The organism is Acidovorax sp. GW821-FHT09B03 (assembly GCF_059418305.1).
Map to the genome: position 1 here is coordinate 1 of NZ_JBWKPP010000008.1, position 18183 is coordinate 18183.

Sequence of the window (18183 nt, forward strand, 5' to 3'; positions counted from 1 at the left end):
GCGCAACGACGAGTGGCGCGCCGGCAAGGGCCTTCCCTTCGGGTTGCCCGGCCTGGGGGCCGTCTGCGGCGTTGCCCTCGCTTGCAAGGTGCATACCTTGCTGCGCACGGGCGCCTTGCATCCAGCCCCCAGGCCGGGCAACGCGATCCCCGAAATCAGTGTGAACAGGCCCTAGTACAACCCCCTGAGGCGCTTACGCGCCTTCACCCCTTCTCTCGAATGGCTGCGCCATTCGGGAAGGGGGACGCAGCCGGTGCGGCGGGGCGGCCCTTGCACGGCCGCCCTCGCTTGGGCAGCGCGCTATCCAAGGCCTGCTGCCGGAGCTTGTGCGCCGCAGCGTTTATGTACTAATACAAACGAAAAATTGTGGCCATACAGTGCGGCCTTGCCGCGACTGTAGGCGTGCCGATCAGCCGGCCGAGCGGTAGATCTTGGCGATGCCGGCGGCTTTTTGCTTGCCGCCCAGGCCGTTGCCGTAGGTGGCGTTGGCGGAGCTGTCCTGGGAGGGGACGAGCACGGCGGTCTGGCGGTCAGTGATGGCGGCCAGGCGGGCCAGGCTCTCGCGGTGCACCACCAGGGTGGCGGCGATGGCGTCCATGCGGGCCTTCAGGGCGGGGGTGATGCTGCTCACCTGCTGGCGCGACAGGTCCAGCGCATACGAAAACCGCGCTGCCGCGTCGCGCAGCCCGGTGCTTGCTTGTTCGAGGGTGGGGGCATCGGCCTTGAGCAGGGCAGCAGACACCATCTCGATGTGCTGCTCAACGGCCTGCAGGGCGTCTTCCAAAGGCGTGGTCACGGCGGGTCCTGGTGAATGCGGGCCGGTGACGCCTGGAAGAAAGGGGTCACGCTAGCCGCGCGAGCGGGAAAAAATCTCTTGGGCATTGGCCAGCAGCTTGTCGGCAATCGCGCCGGCACTGACCGTGAAAGTACCTTTTTCGATGGCTGCACGCACGGCTGCCACCTTTTTCGTGTCGAAATCGCTGGCCGCGCGGCCAGCAGGGTCCAGGGCACGGACTGCCGTGGAAACCGTCACAGGCACGCCAGCGGCCTGGGCTGCCGTAGTGCCCTTGGCCACTCCCTCGGGTGTCGCAGGGGCTGCAGCGGGGGCCTTGGCCTGCTTGGCCTGCCCCGTTTGCGCCAGTGCGCCCGGAAGTTCCGGTTGTTGACCTATCTTCATCGCCTTCTCCAGCGCTCCGATGACACGGAGCTCGTAGCAATGTTTTCGACCCTTCGGCGCTGGACTTTAGCTATTTATGCAGGTGGGATGAATCAAAGGGTAACGTCAACCGTCCCATTTTCACCCACAATACCAGAGATCGTGCGGCCATTGTCCATGCGGACTCGCACAGTCTGGCCTACGGCGCCCGCGGTGAGTGCCTGCCCTGCCGAGGTTACCGCATAACCGGGTCCCTGTGCCACCACCCGCACCTGGGCCCCGGCCTTGAAGATGCTCGGCGCGCGCACCATGGGCTGCCGCAGGGCCTGCCCAGCCACCAGGGGGCGTGAGGCGATCTGGCCGACCCATTGGTCGGGATTGGCCACGATGGGGGCGACATCCGCCGCCCAGTCCACCTCGGCCTCGGCGGCGTCGCTGGCGGACAGCACCGCGCCGGAGGCCACGTTGCCCGTCAGCACCCATGCCGGCCCCCAGGCCTTGACCGTGACCGGCAGGAACACGTTCCAGGCGGCCTGCCCCTCCACGCAACGCAGGCCCAGGCGGGTGCGGCCCCACAGCCGCGATCCGGCCGGCAGGTAGGGCTCGACCCGGGCACAGGGCGCCAGGCGCAGCCGGGTGTCCAGCGCACCGATGCTCACCTCCATGCGCAGCGGCAGGCCCGCAGGCTGGTTGCGCGTGATGGCATCGTCCAGCCAGCGCTGGGTCAGGGCGGGCAGGTCGGCAGCCGGGTCGGCCACGGCCTGGGCCTGGGCCACGCCGGTGGCCAGCGCGCATGCGAGTGCGGCCAGCGCTGCACGGCCGGCGGTGGACAACAAGGTGGGAAATGCGGGTGCCATGGGGCGCTCCTGGTGGGTCAACGGGGCCCTGCAATCCGGTGCAACGGCCATTTCACGACCATCACTGTAGGCCCTGTGGCCGCCGCCGAACCCCTGAACTGCGGCCGCAAACGCAGGCTCTTCGCGCTTTAGAAAATCCGGGCGGTTTTCATAATCGAGCCACGCCAGAAAACCGTTTTTGCTGGCAGTTTCGCAACCTGGACGTGAGGCAGACATGCTTGACAAGATGACCAACCGGCTGGACTTCCACGGCAACGCACTGATACTGCGTGCCGAGCGCCAGCGTGCCATCGCCAGCAACATCGCCAACGCCGACACCCCCGGCTACGTCGCCCGCGACTTCAAATTCTCCGACGCGCTGAGCAACGCCACGGGCGAGCGCTCCTCGTTCACCGAATCGCCACGCCGCCTGTCCACCACCACGCTGGGCGGCTCCGGCTACACCAGCGAGCGGCCCACGGTCACCATCGGCACCGATCCGCGGCACATCACCGCTTCCACCGCCGACGAGGGCTCTTCGGCCGAGCTGGGCGGCAAGGGCAAGCTGGCCTATTCGCTGCAGACCCAGCCCGCCCTGGACAACAACTCGGTGGACCTGGACCGTGAGCGCGCCGCCTTCGTGGACAACGCCGTGCGCTACGAAGCCACGCTGCGCTTCATCAACGGCAACGCCAAGACCATGCTCAGCGCCATCCAGGGCCAGTAAGCAGCCCTACCGCGATAGAAGAGGCTCCCCACCATGTCCATGTTCTCCATCTTCAACGTCTCGGGCAGCGCCATCAGCGCGCAGTCCCAGCGCCTGAACGTCGTGGCCAGCAATCTGGCCAACGTCGATGCGGTGGCCGGCCCCGATGGCAATGCCTACAAGGCCCGCCAGGTGGTCTTTCGCACCACCAACATGGGCGAGCAGGGCTCGGACGGTGTGCGCGTGAGCGCCATCACCGAAAGCAATGTGCCCGGCCGCAAGATCCACGACCCCAGCCATCCCTCCGCCGACGAACAGGGCTACGTGACCCATTCCAACGTGAATGCCGTGGAAGAGATGGTGAACATGATTTCCGCGTCGCGCTCGTACCAGAACAACGTCGAAGTGATGAACACCGCCAAGACCCTTCTGCTCAAGACCCTGCAGATGGGCCAGTAACCCCGGGAGACCCTCGCCATGATCCTCAGCGCCACCAATGCCGCCACGACCGCCGATACCGCCAATGCCAAGGCGACGGAGGCCAACGACCCTGCCGCCTCCCAGGACCGGTTCCTCAAGCTGCTGGTTGCCCAGCTCAACAACCAGGACCCGATGAACCCGCTGGACAACGCCCAGATGACCTCACAGATCGCGCAGATCAACACCGTCACCGGCATCCAGCAGCTCAACACCACCATGGCCAGCATGGCTGCCCAGTTCAACTCGCTGCAGGTCATGCAGGGCACGACCCTGGTCGGGCGCAATGTGTTGACAGAGGGTTCGGGCATGAACGTGGCCGACAAGGTGGGCAAGGCCGGATTCGAGATTGCCTACCCAGCCACCAAGGTGGAGGTGGAAGTGGTGACCCCCGGCGGCCAGGTGGTCGACACCTTGGACCTGGGTCCCAAGGACGCGGGCCGCCACAATTTCGAATGGGATGCCAGCGCCTACAAAGGCAGCACCGAGGGGCTGCAGTTCCGCGTCAAGGCGGTCAACGGGGCCACAACGCTCGAATACGCCCCGCTCACCCTGTCCAAGGTCACGGCCGCTGGAGCCACCGACGGCCAGCTCGTGCTCACGCTGGCCAACGGCAAGAACATCAACTACAGCCAGATCAAGTCCCTGGTCTGAGGCTGCCCTCCCCCTTCGTCCCCCGACACCTGAACACCACGCCCCCTCAAGGAGAACACCATGGGTTTCCAGCAAGGCCTCTCCGGCCTGAACGCCGCCAGCAAGAACCTGGACGTCATCGGCCACAACATCGCCAACTCCAACACCGTGGGCTTCAAGGCATCGCGTGCGGAATTCGCCGAGATGGTGGCCAATGCCATCGGCTCGGCCGGCGGCTCCAATGCCGGCATCGGCGTGGAAACCGCTGCCGTGGCCCAGCAGTTCACGCAGGGCAACCTGACCATCACCGGCAACAGCCTGGACGTGGCGATCAATGGCAACGGCTTCTTCACGCTGCAGCTGCCTGACGGCTCTTCCGCCTACACCCGCGCCGGCAACTTCAAGCTGGACAAGGTGGGCAACATGGTCACCAACGACAACGCCAAGGTCATGGGCTACCCCATCGACCCGACCACGGGGCTGCGCACCGGCACCGATCCGATTCCCATGGTGTTCCCGACCTCCGAACCGATTCCTGCCAGGCAGACGACCAAGATCACCGCCGCCTTCAACCTCGATGCGCGTGCCACGGACGCCGCGGGCGACCCGGCCGCCACGCCGCCCGTGCCGGCCACGCCACGCGCTACCTACGGCACCTCGATCAACGTGTTCGACAGCCAGGGCGTGGCCAAGCCGGTCAACCTGTACTTCCAGAAGACCGCCACGGACAACACCTGGGACGTGTACGACGCGCTCGACGACCCCACGGCCGTGCCGCCCGTGGTGGCCACGGCCATCGGCCAGATCACCTTCGACAACAACGGCGTGATCACCGGCCCGGCCGCCACGCCACCCGCCACCGGCTTCTCGCTGGCGCTGAACGTGAACCCCACGCCGCCCAACCCGAACAACCTGCCGGCCTACAACGTGGACGTGCAACTGGACGACGTGACGCAGTTCGGCCGCAAGTTCTCGGTGTCCGACCTCTCGCAGGACGGCTATACCGCCGGTGACCTCACGGGCATCAACGTCGAGAACAACGGCATGATCATGACGCGCTACTCCAACGGCGTCACGCGCGCCGAAGGCCAGATCGCGCTGTCGAGCTTCCGCAACACGCAGGGCCTGGCCTCGGTGGGCGGCAACAACTGGGTGGCCACCTTCGAATCAGGCCAGCCCGTCATGGGAACGGCCACGGACGGGAACTTCGGTGCACTGCGCTCGGGCGCGCTGGAGGACTCCAACGTGGACCTCACGGCCGAACTCGTGAACATGATGACCGCGCAGCGCACCTACCAGGCCAATGCGCAGACCATCAAGACGCAAGACCAGGTGATGTCCACCCTGGTGAACCTGCGCTGACCCGCACCTGAGCACCTGACCGGAAGCCGCCATGGACCGCATCATCTACACCTCCATGACAGGGGCCAACGCCGCTGCCCACCGGCAGTCGGTGCTGGCCAACAACCTGGCCAATGCGTCCACCAACGGCTTTCGCGCGGAGATGTCCACTTTCCGCTCCGTCCCGCTGCAAGGCGATGGCTCCACCACGCGCGTGTTTGCGCTCGAGGCCACCTCGGGCCATGTCGACAAGCCGGGCCCCGTGCAGCGCACCGGCCGGGCCCTCGATGCCATGGCCGTCGGCAACGCCTGGTTTGCCGTGCAGGGCCTCGATGGCCTGGAAGCCTACACGCGCAACGGCGGCTTCGAGGTTTCGCCCACCGGTGCCTTGCTGACCAACACCGGGCTGCCCGTGCTCTCGGACGGCGGCGGCCCCATCGATGTGCCGCCCGGCGCGGAAGTGTCGCTGGGTGCCGACGGCACCCTCACCGCCAAGACCGCGGGCCAGCCACCAGCGGCCATCGGGCGCCTGAAACTGGCCACGCCCACCGCCGAAGACCCGCTCAAGCGTGGCGACGACGGGCTGTTCCGCGCCGCCTCGGGCGAACAGATTCCCAACGACCCCAATGCACGCCTGCTGTCGGGCGCGATCGAAGGCTCCAACGTGAACGCCGTGGAAACCATGGTCGGCATGATCGCCGCCTCGCGCCAATTCGAGCAGCAGATCAAGATGCTGCAGACCGCGGAAGCCGATGACAAAGCCGCCAGCCAGTTGCTGAGCATCAACGGCTGAACCGCCACCAGCCCCTAGGAAAACGCCATGATCAATTCCCTCTGGATCGCCAAGACCGGCATGGAGGCCCAGCAGACCCAGCTGGACGTCATCTCCCACAACCTGGCCAATGTCTCCACCACCGGCTACAAGCGCGCCAACGCGGTGTTCGAAGACCTGATCTACCAGAACCTGCGCCAGGTGGGCTCGCAGACCACCGAGCAAAGCCAGCTGCCCACCGGCCTGCACCTGGGCCTGGGTGTGCGCACCGTGGCCACCGCCCGCAACTTCATGCAGGGCAGCATGCAGCAGTCCAACAACAACCTGGACGTGGCCATCAAGGGCAATGGCTTCTTCGAGGTCACGCAGCCCGACGGCACCATCGGCTACACCCGCGACGGCTCGTTCCAGCTCGACTCGCAGGGCCGCCTGGTCACGTCCAGCGGCCTGCCCATCGCCAACGGCATTACCGTGCCCCCCAACGCCACCAGCGTCTCCATCAGCGCCGAAGGTGCCGTCACGGCCACGGTGCCGGGCAACACCGCGCCCCAGCCACTGGGCAACATCGCCATGGCCACCTTCGTGAACCCGGGCGGCCTGGAGCCACGCGGCCAGAACCTGTTCATCGAGACCGCCGCCTCGGGCCAGCCCCAGCAGGGCACGCCCGGCACCAACGGCCTGGGCACCATCCTGCAGGGCTACCTCGAAACCTCCAACGTGAACGTGGTGCAGGAGCTGGTGACCATGATCCAGACCCAGCGCGCCTACGAAATGAATTCCAAGGCCATCCAGACCTCGGACCAGATGCTGGCCAAGCTCAGCCAGATGTAAACCGCAGACAGGCCACAAGCCCCTTGCCAGGATTCTTCCCATGACCTTCCTCCACGCTTTCCAGGACGCCCGCGCCCGCCTCCTTGCATGGCCCAGCCTGGTCGCAGCCGTGCTCAGCACCGGCTGCGCCAGCATGTCCCCACCACCGCCCGTGGACATCCTGCCCACCACGCCGCCGCCCCTGGCCGCGGTCATGCCGCGCACGCCGCCACCGGTCACCGGAGGCCTGTTCCACACCGCCAGCTACCGCCCTTCGTTCGAAGACCGGCGTGCACGCCTGGTGGGCGACAACGTCACCATCCAGATCGTGGAGAACGTGACGGCCAGCCAGAAGTCCTCTTCCACCGTGGACCGCACCTCCAAGGTCAGCAGCGGCGTGACGGCGCTGCCGTTCACCGGCCAGAAGTTCACCGACAAGCTGGGCGTGGGCGCCAATTCGGAAAATGCCTTCGAGGGCAAGGGTGGCACGGAAAGCGCCAACACCTTCCAGGGTTCGATCACCGCGACCGTCATCGACGTGCTGCCCAATGGCCACCTGATCGTGGCCGGTGAAAAGCAGATCGGCGTGAACCAGAACGTGGATGTGCTGCGCTTCTCGGGCACGGTGGATCCACGTGCCCTGCAGCCCGGCTCCATCGTCGCCTCCACCCAGGTCGCCAATGTGCGTGTCGAGTCGCGCGGCCGCGGCGCCCAGAACGAAGCCCAGGTGACCGGCTGGCTGGGCCGCTTCTTCAACACCGTGACACCTTTCTGATACAAAATGTGACCGGGCCTCTGCGGATTGCCTGCCAGCAAGGCGGCCAGCGCAGTGCCCCTGTGCATTCAGATCCGAGGTTCACGATGTCATTTTTCCGCAGCTCCCTGGTGTGCGGCCTCACGGCACTGGCCGCTGCATTCTCGCCGCTCGCCCAGGCGCAGCCCACCACCTACGCCTACTCCGTGGGCCTGACGGTGGCAGCCCCCAAGGGCTCGGCGTCCGAAGCGGTGTCCAAGAACAAGACACTGCCTGCGGGCATCAAGTTTTCGCCGTGCGACGCGACCGCGCTCGACCAGTTCGCCTTCACCATCAAGTACGACGCTGGCAAGCCCTCGGTGGGGACCACCCCCGGCACGCTGCAGAACGTGTACCTGATCTTCTACCGGGACGGGGGCTTCGTCTTCCCCCTGGTGCGCTCGCCACTGATCACCACCGGAGCGGTGTTCAAGGTGTATGTCGCGCCGGGGAACATCCCGCCGACCGACGCCTACATCGCCACGGCCGACAACCTGGGCGGCGCCCAGACCGAGGTGGTTCTGGGCGGCAACCTCACGCTACACGGGCTGGACTCCGGCATCTGGCTGGTCACGGCCATCATCGCGCCGGCCGCCACGGTCAATTTCGACGACCCGCGCACCTGGAGCGCTTGGGACACCGTGCCGTTCATGCTGCGCAAGCCCTGGAAGGGCTTCACCAACAACTACTGCGAGTGATTTGCAGCGACCTGGCGCAGCCAGGCCGGCGGCAAGGCGCCCGGAATATGTAACCGGGTCCCTCTCCCAAAAGGCAGGTGAATTCGCCTCTTTTTCGGCATTCCCTTGTGCGGCAACCGCCCACAATGAAGCCTATGAAAGCCTCGCCCTCCCCCTTCCTGGCACACCCCCTGCGCGCGCTGTGGCTGTCGGCCATGGCCCTGGCCCTGGTGTGTGCCGCGTGGCCGGCGCATGCGCTGCGCATCAAGGAAATCGCGGCGGTGCAGGGCGTGCGTACCAACCAGTTGACCGGCTACGGCCTGGTCGTGGGCCTGGACGGCACGGGTGACCAGACCACCCAGATGCCCTACACCACGCAGGCCATGTCCAACTACCTGCAGCAGATGGGCATCAGCCTGCCGCCTGGCACGGCTTCGCAGCTGCAGCTCAAGAACGTGGCGGCCGTGATCGTCACGGCCCAGTTGCCCGCCTTTGCGCAGCCCGGCCAGCAGATCGACGTCAACGTCTCCTCCATGGGCAACTCCAAGTCGCTCAAGGGCGGCATGCTGATGGTCACGCCCCTGCGCGGTGCCGACGGCGAGATCTACGCCCTGGCCCAGGGCAACCTGGTGGTGGGCGGTGCCGGCGCGTCGTCCGGCGGCAGCAAGGTGCAGATCAACCACCTGGCCGCTGGCCGCATCCCCCTGGGTGCGCAGGTCGAGCGCTCCGTTCCCACCCCGCTCAACGAGGGTGACACCATCAGCCTGGGCCTCAATGCCTCGGATTTCCAGACCGCCCGCCGCGTGGCCCAGGTCATCAACACCCGGCTGGGCAACGGCCTGGCCACGGCCCTGGACGGCCGCACGGTGCAGGTGCGCGCCCCCAGCGATCCCGGTGCCCGCGTGGGCTTCATCGCCGATCTGGAAGAGCTGCCGTTCGAGCTGTCGGCCCCCGCCGCCAAGGTGGTGATCAACGCCCGCACCGGCTCCATCGTGCTCAATCAGGCCGTGACCCTGGGGCCCTGTGCCATCGCGCACGGCAACCTGTCCATCACCATCAGTTCGCGCCCCGTCATCAGCCAGCCCAATCCGCTGTCGCAGGGGCAGACCGTGGTCACGCAGCAAAGCGACATCAAGATCAACCAGGAGCCGGGCAACATCATCCAGATGCCGCCCTCGCCGCAGCTGGCCGACGTGGTGCGCGCACTGAACACGCTGGGCGCCACGCCGGGTGACCTGCTGGCCATCCTGCAGGCCATCAAGGCCGCCGGCGCCCTGAACGCCGAGCTCGAAGTGATCTGACCATGGCCCTCACGCTGCCTTCGTCCTCCACCACCAGCACGTCCAATGCGCTGGCGGCCGACGTTCGCTCGCTGAACGCGCTCAAGTACGAAGCCGGCGCCAACAATCCCCAGGCCACGAAAGAGGCCGCCAAGCAGTTCGAATCGCTGTTCATGCGCGAGCTGATCAAAAGCATGCGCGAGGCCACCATGAAATCCGGCCTGATGGATGGCGCCCAGGGCGACCTGGGCACCGACCTGCTGGACCAGCAGCTGTCGGTGCAGATGGCCGGCCAGCCTGGCGGACTGTCCGAAGCCATCGCGCGCCAGCTCTCGCGTCAGATGGGCGGCCCCGATCCATCGTTCTCCGTGCCCTCCACGGTCAGCCTGTCGCAGATCCAGCGCCCGGCAGCCGCGAAGGTCAGCGCCAGCACCGCCAGCACCGAAGCCGTGGGCCAGGCCCCCAAGGGCCGCGACGGCTTCGTGCAGCACCTGAGCGGCACGGCCGAGAAGGTCTCGCAGGAGAGTGGCATCCCCGCGAGCTTCATGCTCGGCCAGGCCGGCCACGAGACCGGCTGGGGCAAGAGCGAGATCAAGAACGCCGACGGCAGCAACTCCTTCAACCTGTTCGGCATCAAGGCCGGCAAGGGCTGGACCGGCAAGGTCGCCGAGATCACGACCACCGAGTACATCAACGGCACACCGCGCAAGGTGGTGGCCAAATTCCGGGCCTACGACTCGTACGAGGATTCGTTTCGCGACTACGCGCGCCTCATCAAGGAAAGCCCCCGCTATGAAAAGGCGGAGTCCGTGGCGCAGTCCGGCTCGGCCATGGCCTATGCCTCCGCGTTGCAGAAGGCAGGCTATGCCACCGACCCCGAGTACGCCAGGAAGCTCAGCGGCGCCATCAACAGCGTGCAGCGTGCGCAACGTGCGCAGGCCTGAGAACACGAGGTAAACCATGAGCTTGCTCAACGTCGGCGCCCGCGCCCTGCTCGCCAACCAGGTGGCCCTGCAGACCGCCGGCAACAACATTGCCAACGTCAACACGCCGGGCTATTCGCGCCAGACCGTGGTGCTGCAGACCGTGCAGGGCCAGTTCACGGGCGGCGGCTACATCGGCCAGGGCGTGGACGTGCAGACCATCCTGCGCAACCAGAGCGAATTGCTCACGCGCCAGTCGGCCACGGCAGGCTCCGTGCAGGCCGGCGACATCGTGCGCGCCGAGCGCCTGCGCCAGCTGCAGGAGGTGTTCAGCGGCGGTGCCACGGGCCTGGGCGCCGCCATCAACGACATGATGAACGCGTTCTCGGACGTGGTGAGCGCCCCCACCGACATCACGGCCCGCACGCTGGCGCTCACGCGCATGGACGAAACCGCCTCGCGCATGCGTTCCGCGGCTGAACGCGTCGACGAGGTCGAGTACACGGTCAAGGAGCAGCTGCAAAGCAGCATCACCGCCATCAACAGCCTGGCGGGGCAGATCGCCGCAGTGAACGAGCAGATCGCGCGCGCCAAGGGCAATGGCCAGACACCCAACGACCTGCTCGACAACCGCGACCAGCTGATCCGCGAAATGAACCAGTACGTGCAGACCACGCAGATTCCTGCGGATGACGGCACGATCGGCCTGTTCGTGGGCGGCAGCCAGCCGCTGGTGCTGGGCACCACGCCATCGCAGGTGTCCGTGGACGATGCCACGCAGTTCCCCGGCAGCGGCCAGCTCAAGCTGTTCTTCAACCGCCCGGGATCACCGCCCATCGAGGTGGATGAGAACATGCTCGGTGGCGGTTCCGTCTCGGGGCTGCTGCGCTTCAACAACACCGACCTGTCGGAAAGCCGCAACCTGCTCGGGCGCATGGCCATGGCCATCGGCATGACCATGAACGAGCAGCACAAGCTCGGCCTCACGCTGGACGGCCAGGTGGGCAAGGACCTGTTCAGCATCCCCACCAGCATGCCGGGCCTGACCAACGGCGCCGGCGTGGGCAACGTGACCTTCAGCGACCCGACCAAGTTCGCGGCCTCCGACTACGAGATCCGCTTCACCACCGGCACGGCCGGCCAGGTGGTGCGCCTGTCCGACGGCAAGGCCACGCCCTTCACCGACGCCGCCAACCTGGCGACGCTGGACATCGACGGGCTGACCTTCAACCTCACGACGCCGGGCGTGCCGGGCGACCGCATGCTGTTCCAGCCGTTCAATACGGCGGGGGCCAACATCAACGCCCTGGTGTACTCGCCGCGCGACCTGGCGGCAGCCAACCCGATCAACGCCGCCATGGGCACCACCAATGGCGGCACGCTGCAGCTGTCCGGCCTCAAGGCCACCGACACCCTGGTGACCCCGCCCATCCCGGGCGGCGTGACGCTGACCTTCACGGCCGGGCCGCCCACGACCTACGCCGTGACCGGCTCGACCACGCCCCCATCGGGCACGGCGGGCCTGGCCTATACCTCCGGCTCCACCATCACCATCGATGGCTGGGAAATCAAGCTGCAGGGCTCGCCCAAGACCGGCGATACGGTGCGCGTCGGCAACGCGCTGGACCCCCAGTACGGCGACACCTACACGCGCAATGCCGGCAATGCCACTGCGCTGATGAACCTGCGCGACGTGAAGATGTTCGACGAATCCACGCTCGCCGATGGCTATGCCGGCCTGATGGCCCAGGTCGGCACGCGCACGCAGAGCGCCACCTTCGCCGCCGAGCTGTCCACCACCATCGCGGCCAACCTGGAGCGCGACCGCACGGCCGTATCGGGCGTCAACCTCGACGAGGAAGCGGCCAAGCTGATCCAGTACCAGCAGGCTTACCAGGCTTCCGCCAAAATGCTGCAGATTGCACAAAGCGTCTTCGACACGCTGATCCAAGGGTTGACACGATGACCCCCCTGAGTCGCTTTGCGCCTTGGCCCTTGCGCGGGGCCACTGGCCCCGGCCGCGCCGGTTTCGCAGGCCGTGGGTGGCGCGCAGCAATGTGGAAAACTAAGATGATCCCCCTTGGGAACTGGTCCAGGAGTACGACATGAGCAACACCCTTTACCGGCTTGGCACGGCCAACATGTACGACAACGCGCTGCGCAATCTCGGCGCGCGCCAGACCAACCTGTCCAACCTGCAGGAGAACCTGACCTCGGGCAAGCGGGTCGTGCGCGCCAGCGACGACCCGGTCTCGGCGGCGCAGGCAGAGCGGGCGCTGACCCGCCTTACCCGCATCCAGACCGAGCAGCGCGCCCTGGAAACCCAGCGCAACGCCGTGGCCCAGTCCGAATCCGCGCTGGGCGACGCCATCGATCTGGTGCAGAACGCGCGCGAACTGATGGTCAATGCCGGCAGTGCGACCCTGACCAGCAACGACCGCGCCACCATTGCCAACCAGTTGCAGAGCCTGCGCGAGCAGTTGCAGACGGTGGCCAACCGCAAGGACACCAACGGCATCCCCCTGCTGGGCGCGCTGGGCAGCGCGCTGGCCCCCTTCCTGGGCCCGCAATCCACCTCGCCGGACTACCTGTTCGATGGGCTTCCCGGGCAATCGGGCAGCACCGGAACCTCGATTCCCAACACCCTGGATGGCGAGTTCGCCTTCATGTTCAAGCCGCAGCGCGACGGTGCCTACAACGTGCAGGTGAACCCGGCGACCATCAACAACAACCAGCAGCTGACGACCACGGGCGTCAAGCCCACGAACCTGGCCCTGGTGACGGGGGACAACTACTCGATCACCTTCAGCGCGGTGGGCCCCGGCGCCACCGTCGGCACCAGCACCGCCACCTACACCATCACCAACACCACCACCGGCGTGGTATCCGCCCCCGTGGTGGTGCCCGACTACCCGACGGACAAGCCGGTGACCATCTCGGTGACCGGCGTTCCGGGGTTGGCCTTCGACATCACCGGCGCACCGGCGAACGGGGATGCCATCACCCTGCAGCCCACGGCCAGTGTCTTCAGCACCCTGGACAGTGCGATCCGCGACCTCCGTAGCGCCCCCAACAGCAACGCGGCCACCCAGGCCGTGGGGCAGGCCCTCACCAACGTGGACATCGGCCTCGAACGCATGAGCAACATGCGCAGCTATGCGGGCGAGCTGCTCAACCGTGCCGACCGCATCACGGGCGACCAGGAAAAGCGCTCGATCCAGCTCGAGGGCGACCGCTCGCGGGCCGAGGATCTGGATATGATCAAGGGCATTTCAGACTTCCAGAACCAGCAGGTGGGCTACGAGGCAGCACTCAAGTCCTATGCCCAGGTCCAGAAGCTGTCCCTGTTCAATTTCATCAGTTAAGCGGGCCTGCCCTGAGCCGCACTCCCTGGCCGGGGGACGGACCCCAACGAGACAACGCCTGAGAGCCCATGGTCCAATCCGTCCTCGGCAGCCTGATCCTGGGGTACCGCCCCCTGTGGAACCGTGCCCGCAAACTCGCTGCGATCCAGCTCTACGTCCAGAACGAATCCCCCAGCGCCATGGTCGATACCGGCCACCTGCTGCGCACGCTGCAGGAGCTGTGGTCCGCCAGCTCGCCGCCACTGCTGCTGTCGCCCCAGACCCACCAGGTGCTGGCCGACATGCTCGAGCATGCCCCGCGGGGCGCGCCGTGGATCGAGGTGCGTGGCGACTGGCTGCAGGACTCGGGCATCTATGCCCTGGTGAAAGCCGCGCACCAGCGCGGCTTGAAGCTGGTATGGCGCGGCGACATCGGCAAGCTGCCCGAGCCGGCCGTGGCGCAGTGCTTTGACAACAGCCTGCTGAGCCTGACCCCGGCCGATGCGGTCGCGACCCTGCAGGCCAACGCGCGGCCCGGCAGCCCGGCGGCAAGGACGCCGCCCCGGGCCGTGAGCCCCATCCTGGCCGGGCAGATGTACGAGAACATTCCCAGCCGCGCCCTGATGGAGCACTGCCTGGACAAGCACAATGCCCTGGCCCTGGCCGGCTGGCCCACCGAGGACGTGCTCTACAGCGTGCGCCACACGCCCCAGCAACCTTCGCACGCCGTGATCGCCAAGCTGCAGAAGGCCATCGACGCGGAGCAGTCGCTCGAGACCTTCGAGGACATCATGGGCGAGGACCCGCTGCTGGCTTACCGCTTCATGGTCTACACCAACTCGGCGGCACTGGGCCTGCGCACCGGCATCGACTCGCTGCGCCGCGGGCTGGTGATGATGGGCTACGGCTCCATCAAGCGCTGGCTGTCCGACCAGTTGCCCCATGCCAGCACCGACCCCAACATGCTGCCCGTGCGCGAGTCCATGGTGCTGCGCGCCAAGCTCATGACGCAGCTGCTCAACGCCGGGATCGAGAACGACCTGCGCCGCGAGATCTACCTGTGCGGCCTGCTGTCGCAGATCGACGAGCTGCTGCAGGAGCCCCTGGGCACCATCTTGCACCGCATCCCGTTGTCCGAGCGCATCTACGACGCCACCGTGCTGCGCACCGGCCCCTATGCCGCCAGCCTGCAGATGGCCTGTGCGCTGGAGACCGGCGACGCCAGCGCCATCCGCCACCTGTGCGAGACGCAGGAGATGGACCTCGAGGAGGTCAACCGCGGCCTGCTGCGCGTGCTCTCCGACATCGAGGTACAGCGCTAAACCGGCGGCGGCTACAGCAGCGGCGAGAACAGCCGCGCCGTGGCATCGCACAGGCGCGGCACGAAGGCCTGGCGGCGGCGGGTGGGTACAGCCCGGGCATTGCGCATGTCTGCCTCGAACTGGCGCGCCAGCGGCAAAGCCAGCGCCGACCCGTAGACCACCGCGCAGACCTCGAAGTTGAGCCGGAAGCTGCGGTTGTCGAAGTTGGCCGTGCCGATGAAGGCGCAGTTGTCGTCCACCAGCATGGTCTTGGAATGCAGCATGCCGGCCGTGTACTCCCAGACCTTGACGCCGGCGGCGATCAACTCGTCGAAGTAGGAGCGTGCCGCCGCGCTGACCACGAAGGAATCGCTGCGCCGGGGCACCAGCAGGCGCACGTCCACCCCGCGCAGCGCCGCGCTGGTCAACGCCATGAGCGCCGGCTCGCCGGGCACGAAATACGGCGTGGTGAGCCAGACCCGGTCCACCGCCATGTGGATGGCGGCCACATACACGCGGTGGATGGCCTCGTTGGCGTTGTCCGGTCCCGAGGTGAGGATCTGCACCGGGTGGTCGCCCGGCTCGGTGGCGGGCAGCAGGTGCCGGCTCTCGCGCGCCACGGCACCGGGGCCCTCGCCCGTGGTGTACACCCAGTCCTCCATGAAGGTCATCTGCAACAGGCGCACGGCCCCGCCCTCGATGCGCAGGTGTACGTCGTGGTAGGCATCGCGCCGCGCGCGCTGGTCTTCCTCGTCGGTGACGTTGATGCCGCCCGTGAACCCCACGACGCCGTCGCAGACCACGATCTTGCGGTGGGTGCGGAAGTTGATCACGGGCCGCACACGCCGGCCGATGCGCGAGGCATGGAAGAACGCCACCTGCACGCCCGCATCGAGTAGCGGCGCGAGGAAACGCTTTCCCAGCCGCTTGGAGCCCAGGGCGTCGACCAGCAGCCGCACGATCACCCCCTGGCGCGCTCTCTCGGCCAGCAGGTCGCGCAGGGCCGTGCCGATGCCATCGGGCTCGAAGATGTAGTACTCCAGGTGCACGTGGTGGCGCGCCGCGCGGATGGCGTCGAAGATCGCATCGAAGGTCTCGGCGCCGTCGACCAGCAGATCCACCCGGGTGGCGGTGGAGACGCGCAGCTCGCAACTGGCCTCGCCCAGCAGCACCAGTTGCCGCAGGGCCTCGGGAGCGGCAGCGGCCGTCTGGCGCAGGCTGGCGAAGTCGGCATGGGCGTACAGCGCCGACTGGCTGCGCATGCGCTTGATGCGCTGCTTGCGCAGCCGCTGCGGGCCGAAGAAGTAATAGATCACATAGCCCACGAAGGGCAGCAGCGCCATCGACAGGATCCAGCTGAGCGTGGAAACCGGGAGGCGCTTTTGCAGCACGATCCAGACCGCCAATACCGCGATGTACAGGCTCCAGGTGACGGAGACCGTCGTCAGCAGTCCTTCATGCCCGCCAGGAAAGAACTGCACCATGGACTGCAGGCCATCGGTCATTGCGGCCCAGCGCCCTTTTACGTCCATGGTTCCTTCGCGGTAGTGGGATCAGGTGGCGATTGTAGGCAGTGCGCCCATCACCGGCTTTGCTTGACGACGCGCTCGAAGGTGCGCCAGAAGGTCGCGTCCTGCGTGGTCGCGAAGTTGATGCGCATCAGGGTGCTGGGTTTTCGCTCGGCATGGAACAGCGCGCCGGGCGCGAGCAGGTAGCCCTCGTCGAGCATGCGCTGCGACAGCGCATCGGTATCCACCCCCGTGTCCACCCAGCCGAACAGGCCCACCGGGTCGGCCGCGAAGGTACAACCCGCACTCAGTGCCAGCTTGACGCTGCGCGCCCGTGCCGCGTCGAGCCGGGTGCGGATGCGCTCGGCATGCCGGCGCAGCTGGCCCTGTTCGATGCACAGTGCCAGCGCCTTCTCCAGCAGCGCGGGCGTGGTCAGCGTGGCCAGCAGCTTGGTGTCGAGCAGTTGCTCGACCAGGGCCGGCGGCGCGGCCAGGAAGCCGATGCGCCAGTTGGGCGCGAGGATCTTGGCAAAGCCGCTCACGTAGATGGTGCGCTGCAGGCCGTCGAGCGCCGTGAGCCGCGTCGCATGCTCGGGCGCGATGTGGCTGTAGGTGTCGTCCTCGACGATGTGGAAGTTGTGCTGGTTGGCCAACTGCAGGATGCGGTGCGCGCTGCCCGGCGACAGGCAGTAGCCCGTGGGGTTGTGGAACACGCTGACGCTCACGTAGAGCTTGGGCTTGTGCACTTCGCAGTAGCGCGCCATCACCTCCAGATCCGGGCCATCGGCGCGGCGCGGTACCGGCAGGATGTGCATGCCCAGCGCCGACAGGCGCGCGAACTCCACGGCCCAGCCGGGCTCCTCGACCATCACCGGGTCGCCGGGGCGCAGCAGCGTGCGGCTCACGATGTCGAGGGCATGCGTGGCGCCCACGGTGGTGATGATGTTCTCGGGCGCGGTGTGCACGCTCAGCTGGGCCAGCTTCTTGACCAGCAGGCGGCGCAGGCCGCTGTCGCCCAGCGGCTCGCCGTACTGCAGCGAGTATTCCTGCAGCGCCCGGGTGCTCGTGACCTTGCGCACCGCGGCCGGCATGAAGGTGGATTCGAGCCATTGCGGCGGCAGCACGCCCATGCCGGGCTGGGGCTTGTCGCTGATCTTGTGGAACATGCCCCGGATCAGCGCCGTGGCGTTCACCGGCGGCGAACCGCGCCCGGCGCCGCGCGCCGCGAACCAGTGGGCGGTGGTCCAGTTGCCGCCCGCCGCCTCCATGGCCGCGACGTCCACGGCCTCCGGCGCCTCGGCGCCCGCGGGGGCCACCTCGCGCACGAAGAAACCGCGGTTCTTGCGCGCCTCCACCAGGCCCTGCGCCAGCAACTGGTCGTAGGCCGCCACCACGGTGGAGGGGCTCACGCTGTGCTGCAGCGCGCACTGGCGCACCGAGGGCAGGCGCGCGCCCGGCGCCAGCAGCCGGTTGCGGATGCGCTCGCCGAAGCGCGCCGAGAGCTGCTCGGTCAGCGATTGGGTGCTGGTCTTCATCAACATGGCGGCGTCCTCGCAAAACACGTGTACTGTCATCGCAACCAATACAGATCACCAACTGCGCTGTTGTACTGTACTGGTTGTGTAC

18 protein-coding genes are annotated in these 18183 nt (G+C 67.2%); 13 read left to right on the forward strand and 5 right to left on the reverse strand.

Annotated features, from left to right (window positions below):
* Positions 1-409: 409 nt before the first annotated feature.
* The 3 genes from AC07PA_RS15800 to flgA form a co-directional block, all read right to left on the reverse strand.
* Positions 410-796 (reverse strand): hypothetical protein, encoded by a 387-nt coding sequence (locus AC07PA_RS15800; RefSeq protein ID WP_145697185.1) that lies wholly within the window; start codon positions 794-796, stop codon positions 410-412.
* 51 nt (positions 797-847) lie between these two features.
* The gene (flgM, locus tag AC07PA_RS15805) at positions 848-1177 is read right to left on the reverse strand and encodes a flagellar biosynthesis anti-sigma factor FlgM (protein ID WP_494607007.1); all 330 of its coding nucleotides are present in this window, start codon (positions 1175-1177) and stop codon (positions 848-850) included.
* Between the two features lie 92 nt (positions 1178-1269).
* Positions 1270-2013 carry a flagellar basal body P-ring formation chaperone FlgA gene (gene flgA, locus AC07PA_RS15810; RefSeq protein ID WP_007852217.1) on the reverse strand — a complete coding sequence of 248 codons (744 nt, stop codon included), beginning with the start codon at positions 2011-2013 and terminating at the stop codon, positions 1270-1272.
* Positions 2014-2227: 214 nt separating this feature from the next.
* Between flgA and AC07PA_RS15815 the strand changes: the two genes are divergently transcribed.
* From AC07PA_RS15815 to AC07PA_RS15875, 13 genes are all read left to right on the forward strand, one after another.
* Positions 2228-2719: a flagellar basal body protein gene (locus tag AC07PA_RS15815; protein WP_145697182.1), complete on the forward strand. Its 492-nt coding sequence runs from the start codon at positions 2228-2230 to the stop codon at positions 2717-2719.
* Between the two features lie 33 nt (positions 2720-2752).
* Positions 2753-3157 (forward strand): flagellar basal body rod protein FlgC, encoded by a 405-nt coding sequence (gene flgC / locus AC07PA_RS15820; protein ID WP_007852213.1) that lies wholly within the window; start codon positions 2753-2755, stop codon positions 3155-3157.
* Between the two features lie 18 nt (positions 3158-3175).
* Positions 3176-3829, forward strand: coding sequence for a flagellar hook assembly protein FlgD (locus tag AC07PA_RS15825; protein ID WP_494607004.1), 654 nt, complete (start codon positions 3176-3178; stop codon positions 3827-3829).
* A gap of 60 nt (positions 3830-3889) precedes the next feature.
* A complete protein-coding gene (gene flgE / locus AC07PA_RS15830) occupies positions 3890-5170 on the forward strand; it encodes a flagellar hook protein FlgE (protein ID WP_007852209.1) in 1281 nt (426 codons plus the stop codon).
* 31 nt (positions 5171-5201) lie between these two features.
* Positions 5202-5942: a flagellar basal body rod protein FlgF gene (locus tag AC07PA_RS15835; protein WP_007852208.1), complete on the forward strand. Its 741-nt coding sequence runs from the start codon at positions 5202-5204 to the stop codon at positions 5940-5942.
* 27 nt (positions 5943-5969) lie between these two features.
* Positions 5970-6752: a flagellar basal-body rod protein FlgG gene (gene flgG, locus AC07PA_RS15840; protein WP_007852207.1), complete on the forward strand. Its 783-nt coding sequence runs from the start codon at positions 5970-5972 to the stop codon at positions 6750-6752.
* A 40-nt stretch (positions 6753-6792) separates the two neighbouring features.
* Positions 6793-7506 carry a flagellar basal body L-ring protein FlgH gene (locus AC07PA_RS15845; protein WP_007852206.1) on the forward strand — a complete coding sequence of 238 codons (714 nt, stop codon included), beginning with the start codon at positions 6793-6795 and terminating at the stop codon, positions 7504-7506.
* An 86-nt stretch (positions 7507-7592) separates the two neighbouring features.
* A complete protein-coding gene (locus AC07PA_RS15850) occupies positions 7593-8222 on the forward strand; it encodes a hypothetical protein (protein ID WP_007852204.1) in 630 nt (209 codons plus the stop codon).
* A gap of 125 nt (positions 8223-8347) precedes the next feature.
* A complete protein-coding gene (locus tag AC07PA_RS15855; RefSeq protein ID WP_494607000.1) occupies positions 8348-9502 on the forward strand; it encodes a flagellar basal body P-ring protein FlgI in 1155 nt (384 codons plus the stop codon).
* A 2-nt stretch (positions 9503-9504) separates the two neighbouring features.
* Complete coding sequence (gene flgJ / locus AC07PA_RS15860; protein ID WP_494606998.1) at positions 9505-10425, forward strand: flagellar assembly peptidoglycan hydrolase FlgJ; 921 nt, start codon at positions 9505-9507, stop codon at positions 10423-10425.
* A 16-nt stretch (positions 10426-10441) separates the two neighbouring features.
* Positions 10442-12370: a flagellar hook-associated protein FlgK gene (gene flgK / locus AC07PA_RS15865; RefSeq protein WP_007852198.1), complete on the forward strand. Its 1929-nt coding sequence runs from the start codon at positions 10442-10444 to the stop codon at positions 12368-12370.
* 139 nt (positions 12371-12509) lie between these two features.
* Positions 12510-13769, forward strand: coding sequence for a flagellar hook-associated protein FlgL (gene flgL / locus AC07PA_RS15870; protein WP_007852195.1), 1260 nt, complete (start codon positions 12510-12512; stop codon positions 13767-13769).
* Between the two features lie 68 nt (positions 13770-13837).
* On the forward strand, positions 13838-15070 hold the full coding sequence (locus tag AC07PA_RS15875; RefSeq protein WP_145697179.1) for an HDOD domain-containing protein: 1233 nt from the start codon (positions 13838-13840) through the stop codon (positions 15068-15070).
* 11 nt (positions 15071-15081) lie between these two features.
* Here AC07PA_RS15875 and cls read toward each other — a convergent pair whose 3' ends face one another.
* On the reverse strand, positions 15082-16533 hold the full coding sequence (cls, locus tag AC07PA_RS15880) for a cardiolipin synthase (RefSeq protein ID WP_494607014.1): 1452 nt from the start codon (positions 16531-16533) through the stop codon (positions 15082-15084).
* Between the two features lie 98 nt (positions 16534-16631).
* Positions 16632-18098 carry an aminotransferase-like domain-containing protein gene (locus tag AC07PA_RS15885; protein ID WP_007852192.1) on the reverse strand — a complete coding sequence of 489 codons (1467 nt, stop codon included), beginning with the start codon at positions 18096-18098 and terminating at the stop codon, positions 16632-16634.
* Positions 18099-18183 lie beyond the last annotated feature (85 nt).

Coding starts and splice junctions, on each gene's coding strand:
- flgM (WP_494607007.1), bottom strand. CDS start 1,177: ATGAAGATAGGTCAACAACCGGAACTTCCGGGCGCACTGGCGCAAACG.
- flgA (WP_007852217.1), bottom strand. CDS start 2,013: ATGGCACCCGCATTTCCCACCTTGTTGTCCACCGCCGGCCGTGCAGCG.
- AC07PA_RS15815 (WP_145697182.1), top strand. CDS start 2,228: ATGCTTGACAAGATGACCAACCGGCTGGACTTCCACGGCAACGCACTG.
- flgC (WP_007852213.1), top strand. CDS start 2,753: ATGTCCATGTTCTCCATCTTCAACGTCTCGGGCAGCGCCATCAGCGCG.
- AC07PA_RS15825 (WP_494607004.1), top strand. CDS start 3,176: ATGATCCTCAGCGCCACCAATGCCGCCACGACCGCCGATACCGCCAAT.
- flgE (WP_007852209.1), top strand. CDS start 3,890: ATGGGTTTCCAGCAAGGCCTCTCCGGCCTGAACGCCGCCAGCAAGAAC.
- AC07PA_RS15835 (WP_007852208.1), top strand. CDS start 5,202: ATGGACCGCATCATCTACACCTCCATGACAGGGGCCAACGCCGCTGCC.
- flgG (WP_007852207.1), top strand. CDS start 5,970: ATGATCAATTCCCTCTGGATCGCCAAGACCGGCATGGAGGCCCAGCAG.
- AC07PA_RS15845 (WP_007852206.1), top strand. CDS start 6,793: ATGACCTTCCTCCACGCTTTCCAGGACGCCCGCGCCCGCCTCCTTGCA.
- AC07PA_RS15850 (WP_007852204.1), top strand. CDS start 7,593: ATGTCATTTTTCCGCAGCTCCCTGGTGTGCGGCCTCACGGCACTGGCC.
- AC07PA_RS15855 (WP_494607000.1), top strand. CDS start 8,348: ATGAAGCCTATGAAAGCCTCGCCCTCCCCCTTCCTGGCACACCCCCTG.
- flgJ (WP_494606998.1), top strand. CDS start 9,505: ATGGCCCTCACGCTGCCTTCGTCCTCCACCACCAGCACGTCCAATGCG.
- flgK (WP_007852198.1), top strand. CDS start 10,442: ATGAGCTTGCTCAACGTCGGCGCCCGCGCCCTGCTCGCCAACCAGGTG.
- flgL (WP_007852195.1), top strand. CDS start 12,510: ATGAGCAACACCCTTTACCGGCTTGGCACGGCCAACATGTACGACAAC.
- AC07PA_RS15875 (WP_145697179.1), top strand. CDS start 13,838: ATGGTCCAATCCGTCCTCGGCAGCCTGATCCTGGGGTACCGCCCCCTG.
- cls (WP_494607014.1), bottom strand. CDS start 16,533: ATGGTGCAGTTCTTTCCTGGCGGGCATGAAGGACTGCTGACGACGGTC.
- AC07PA_RS15885 (WP_007852192.1), bottom strand. CDS start 18,098: ATGTTGATGAAGACCAGCACCCAATCGCTGACCGAGCAGCTCTCGGCG.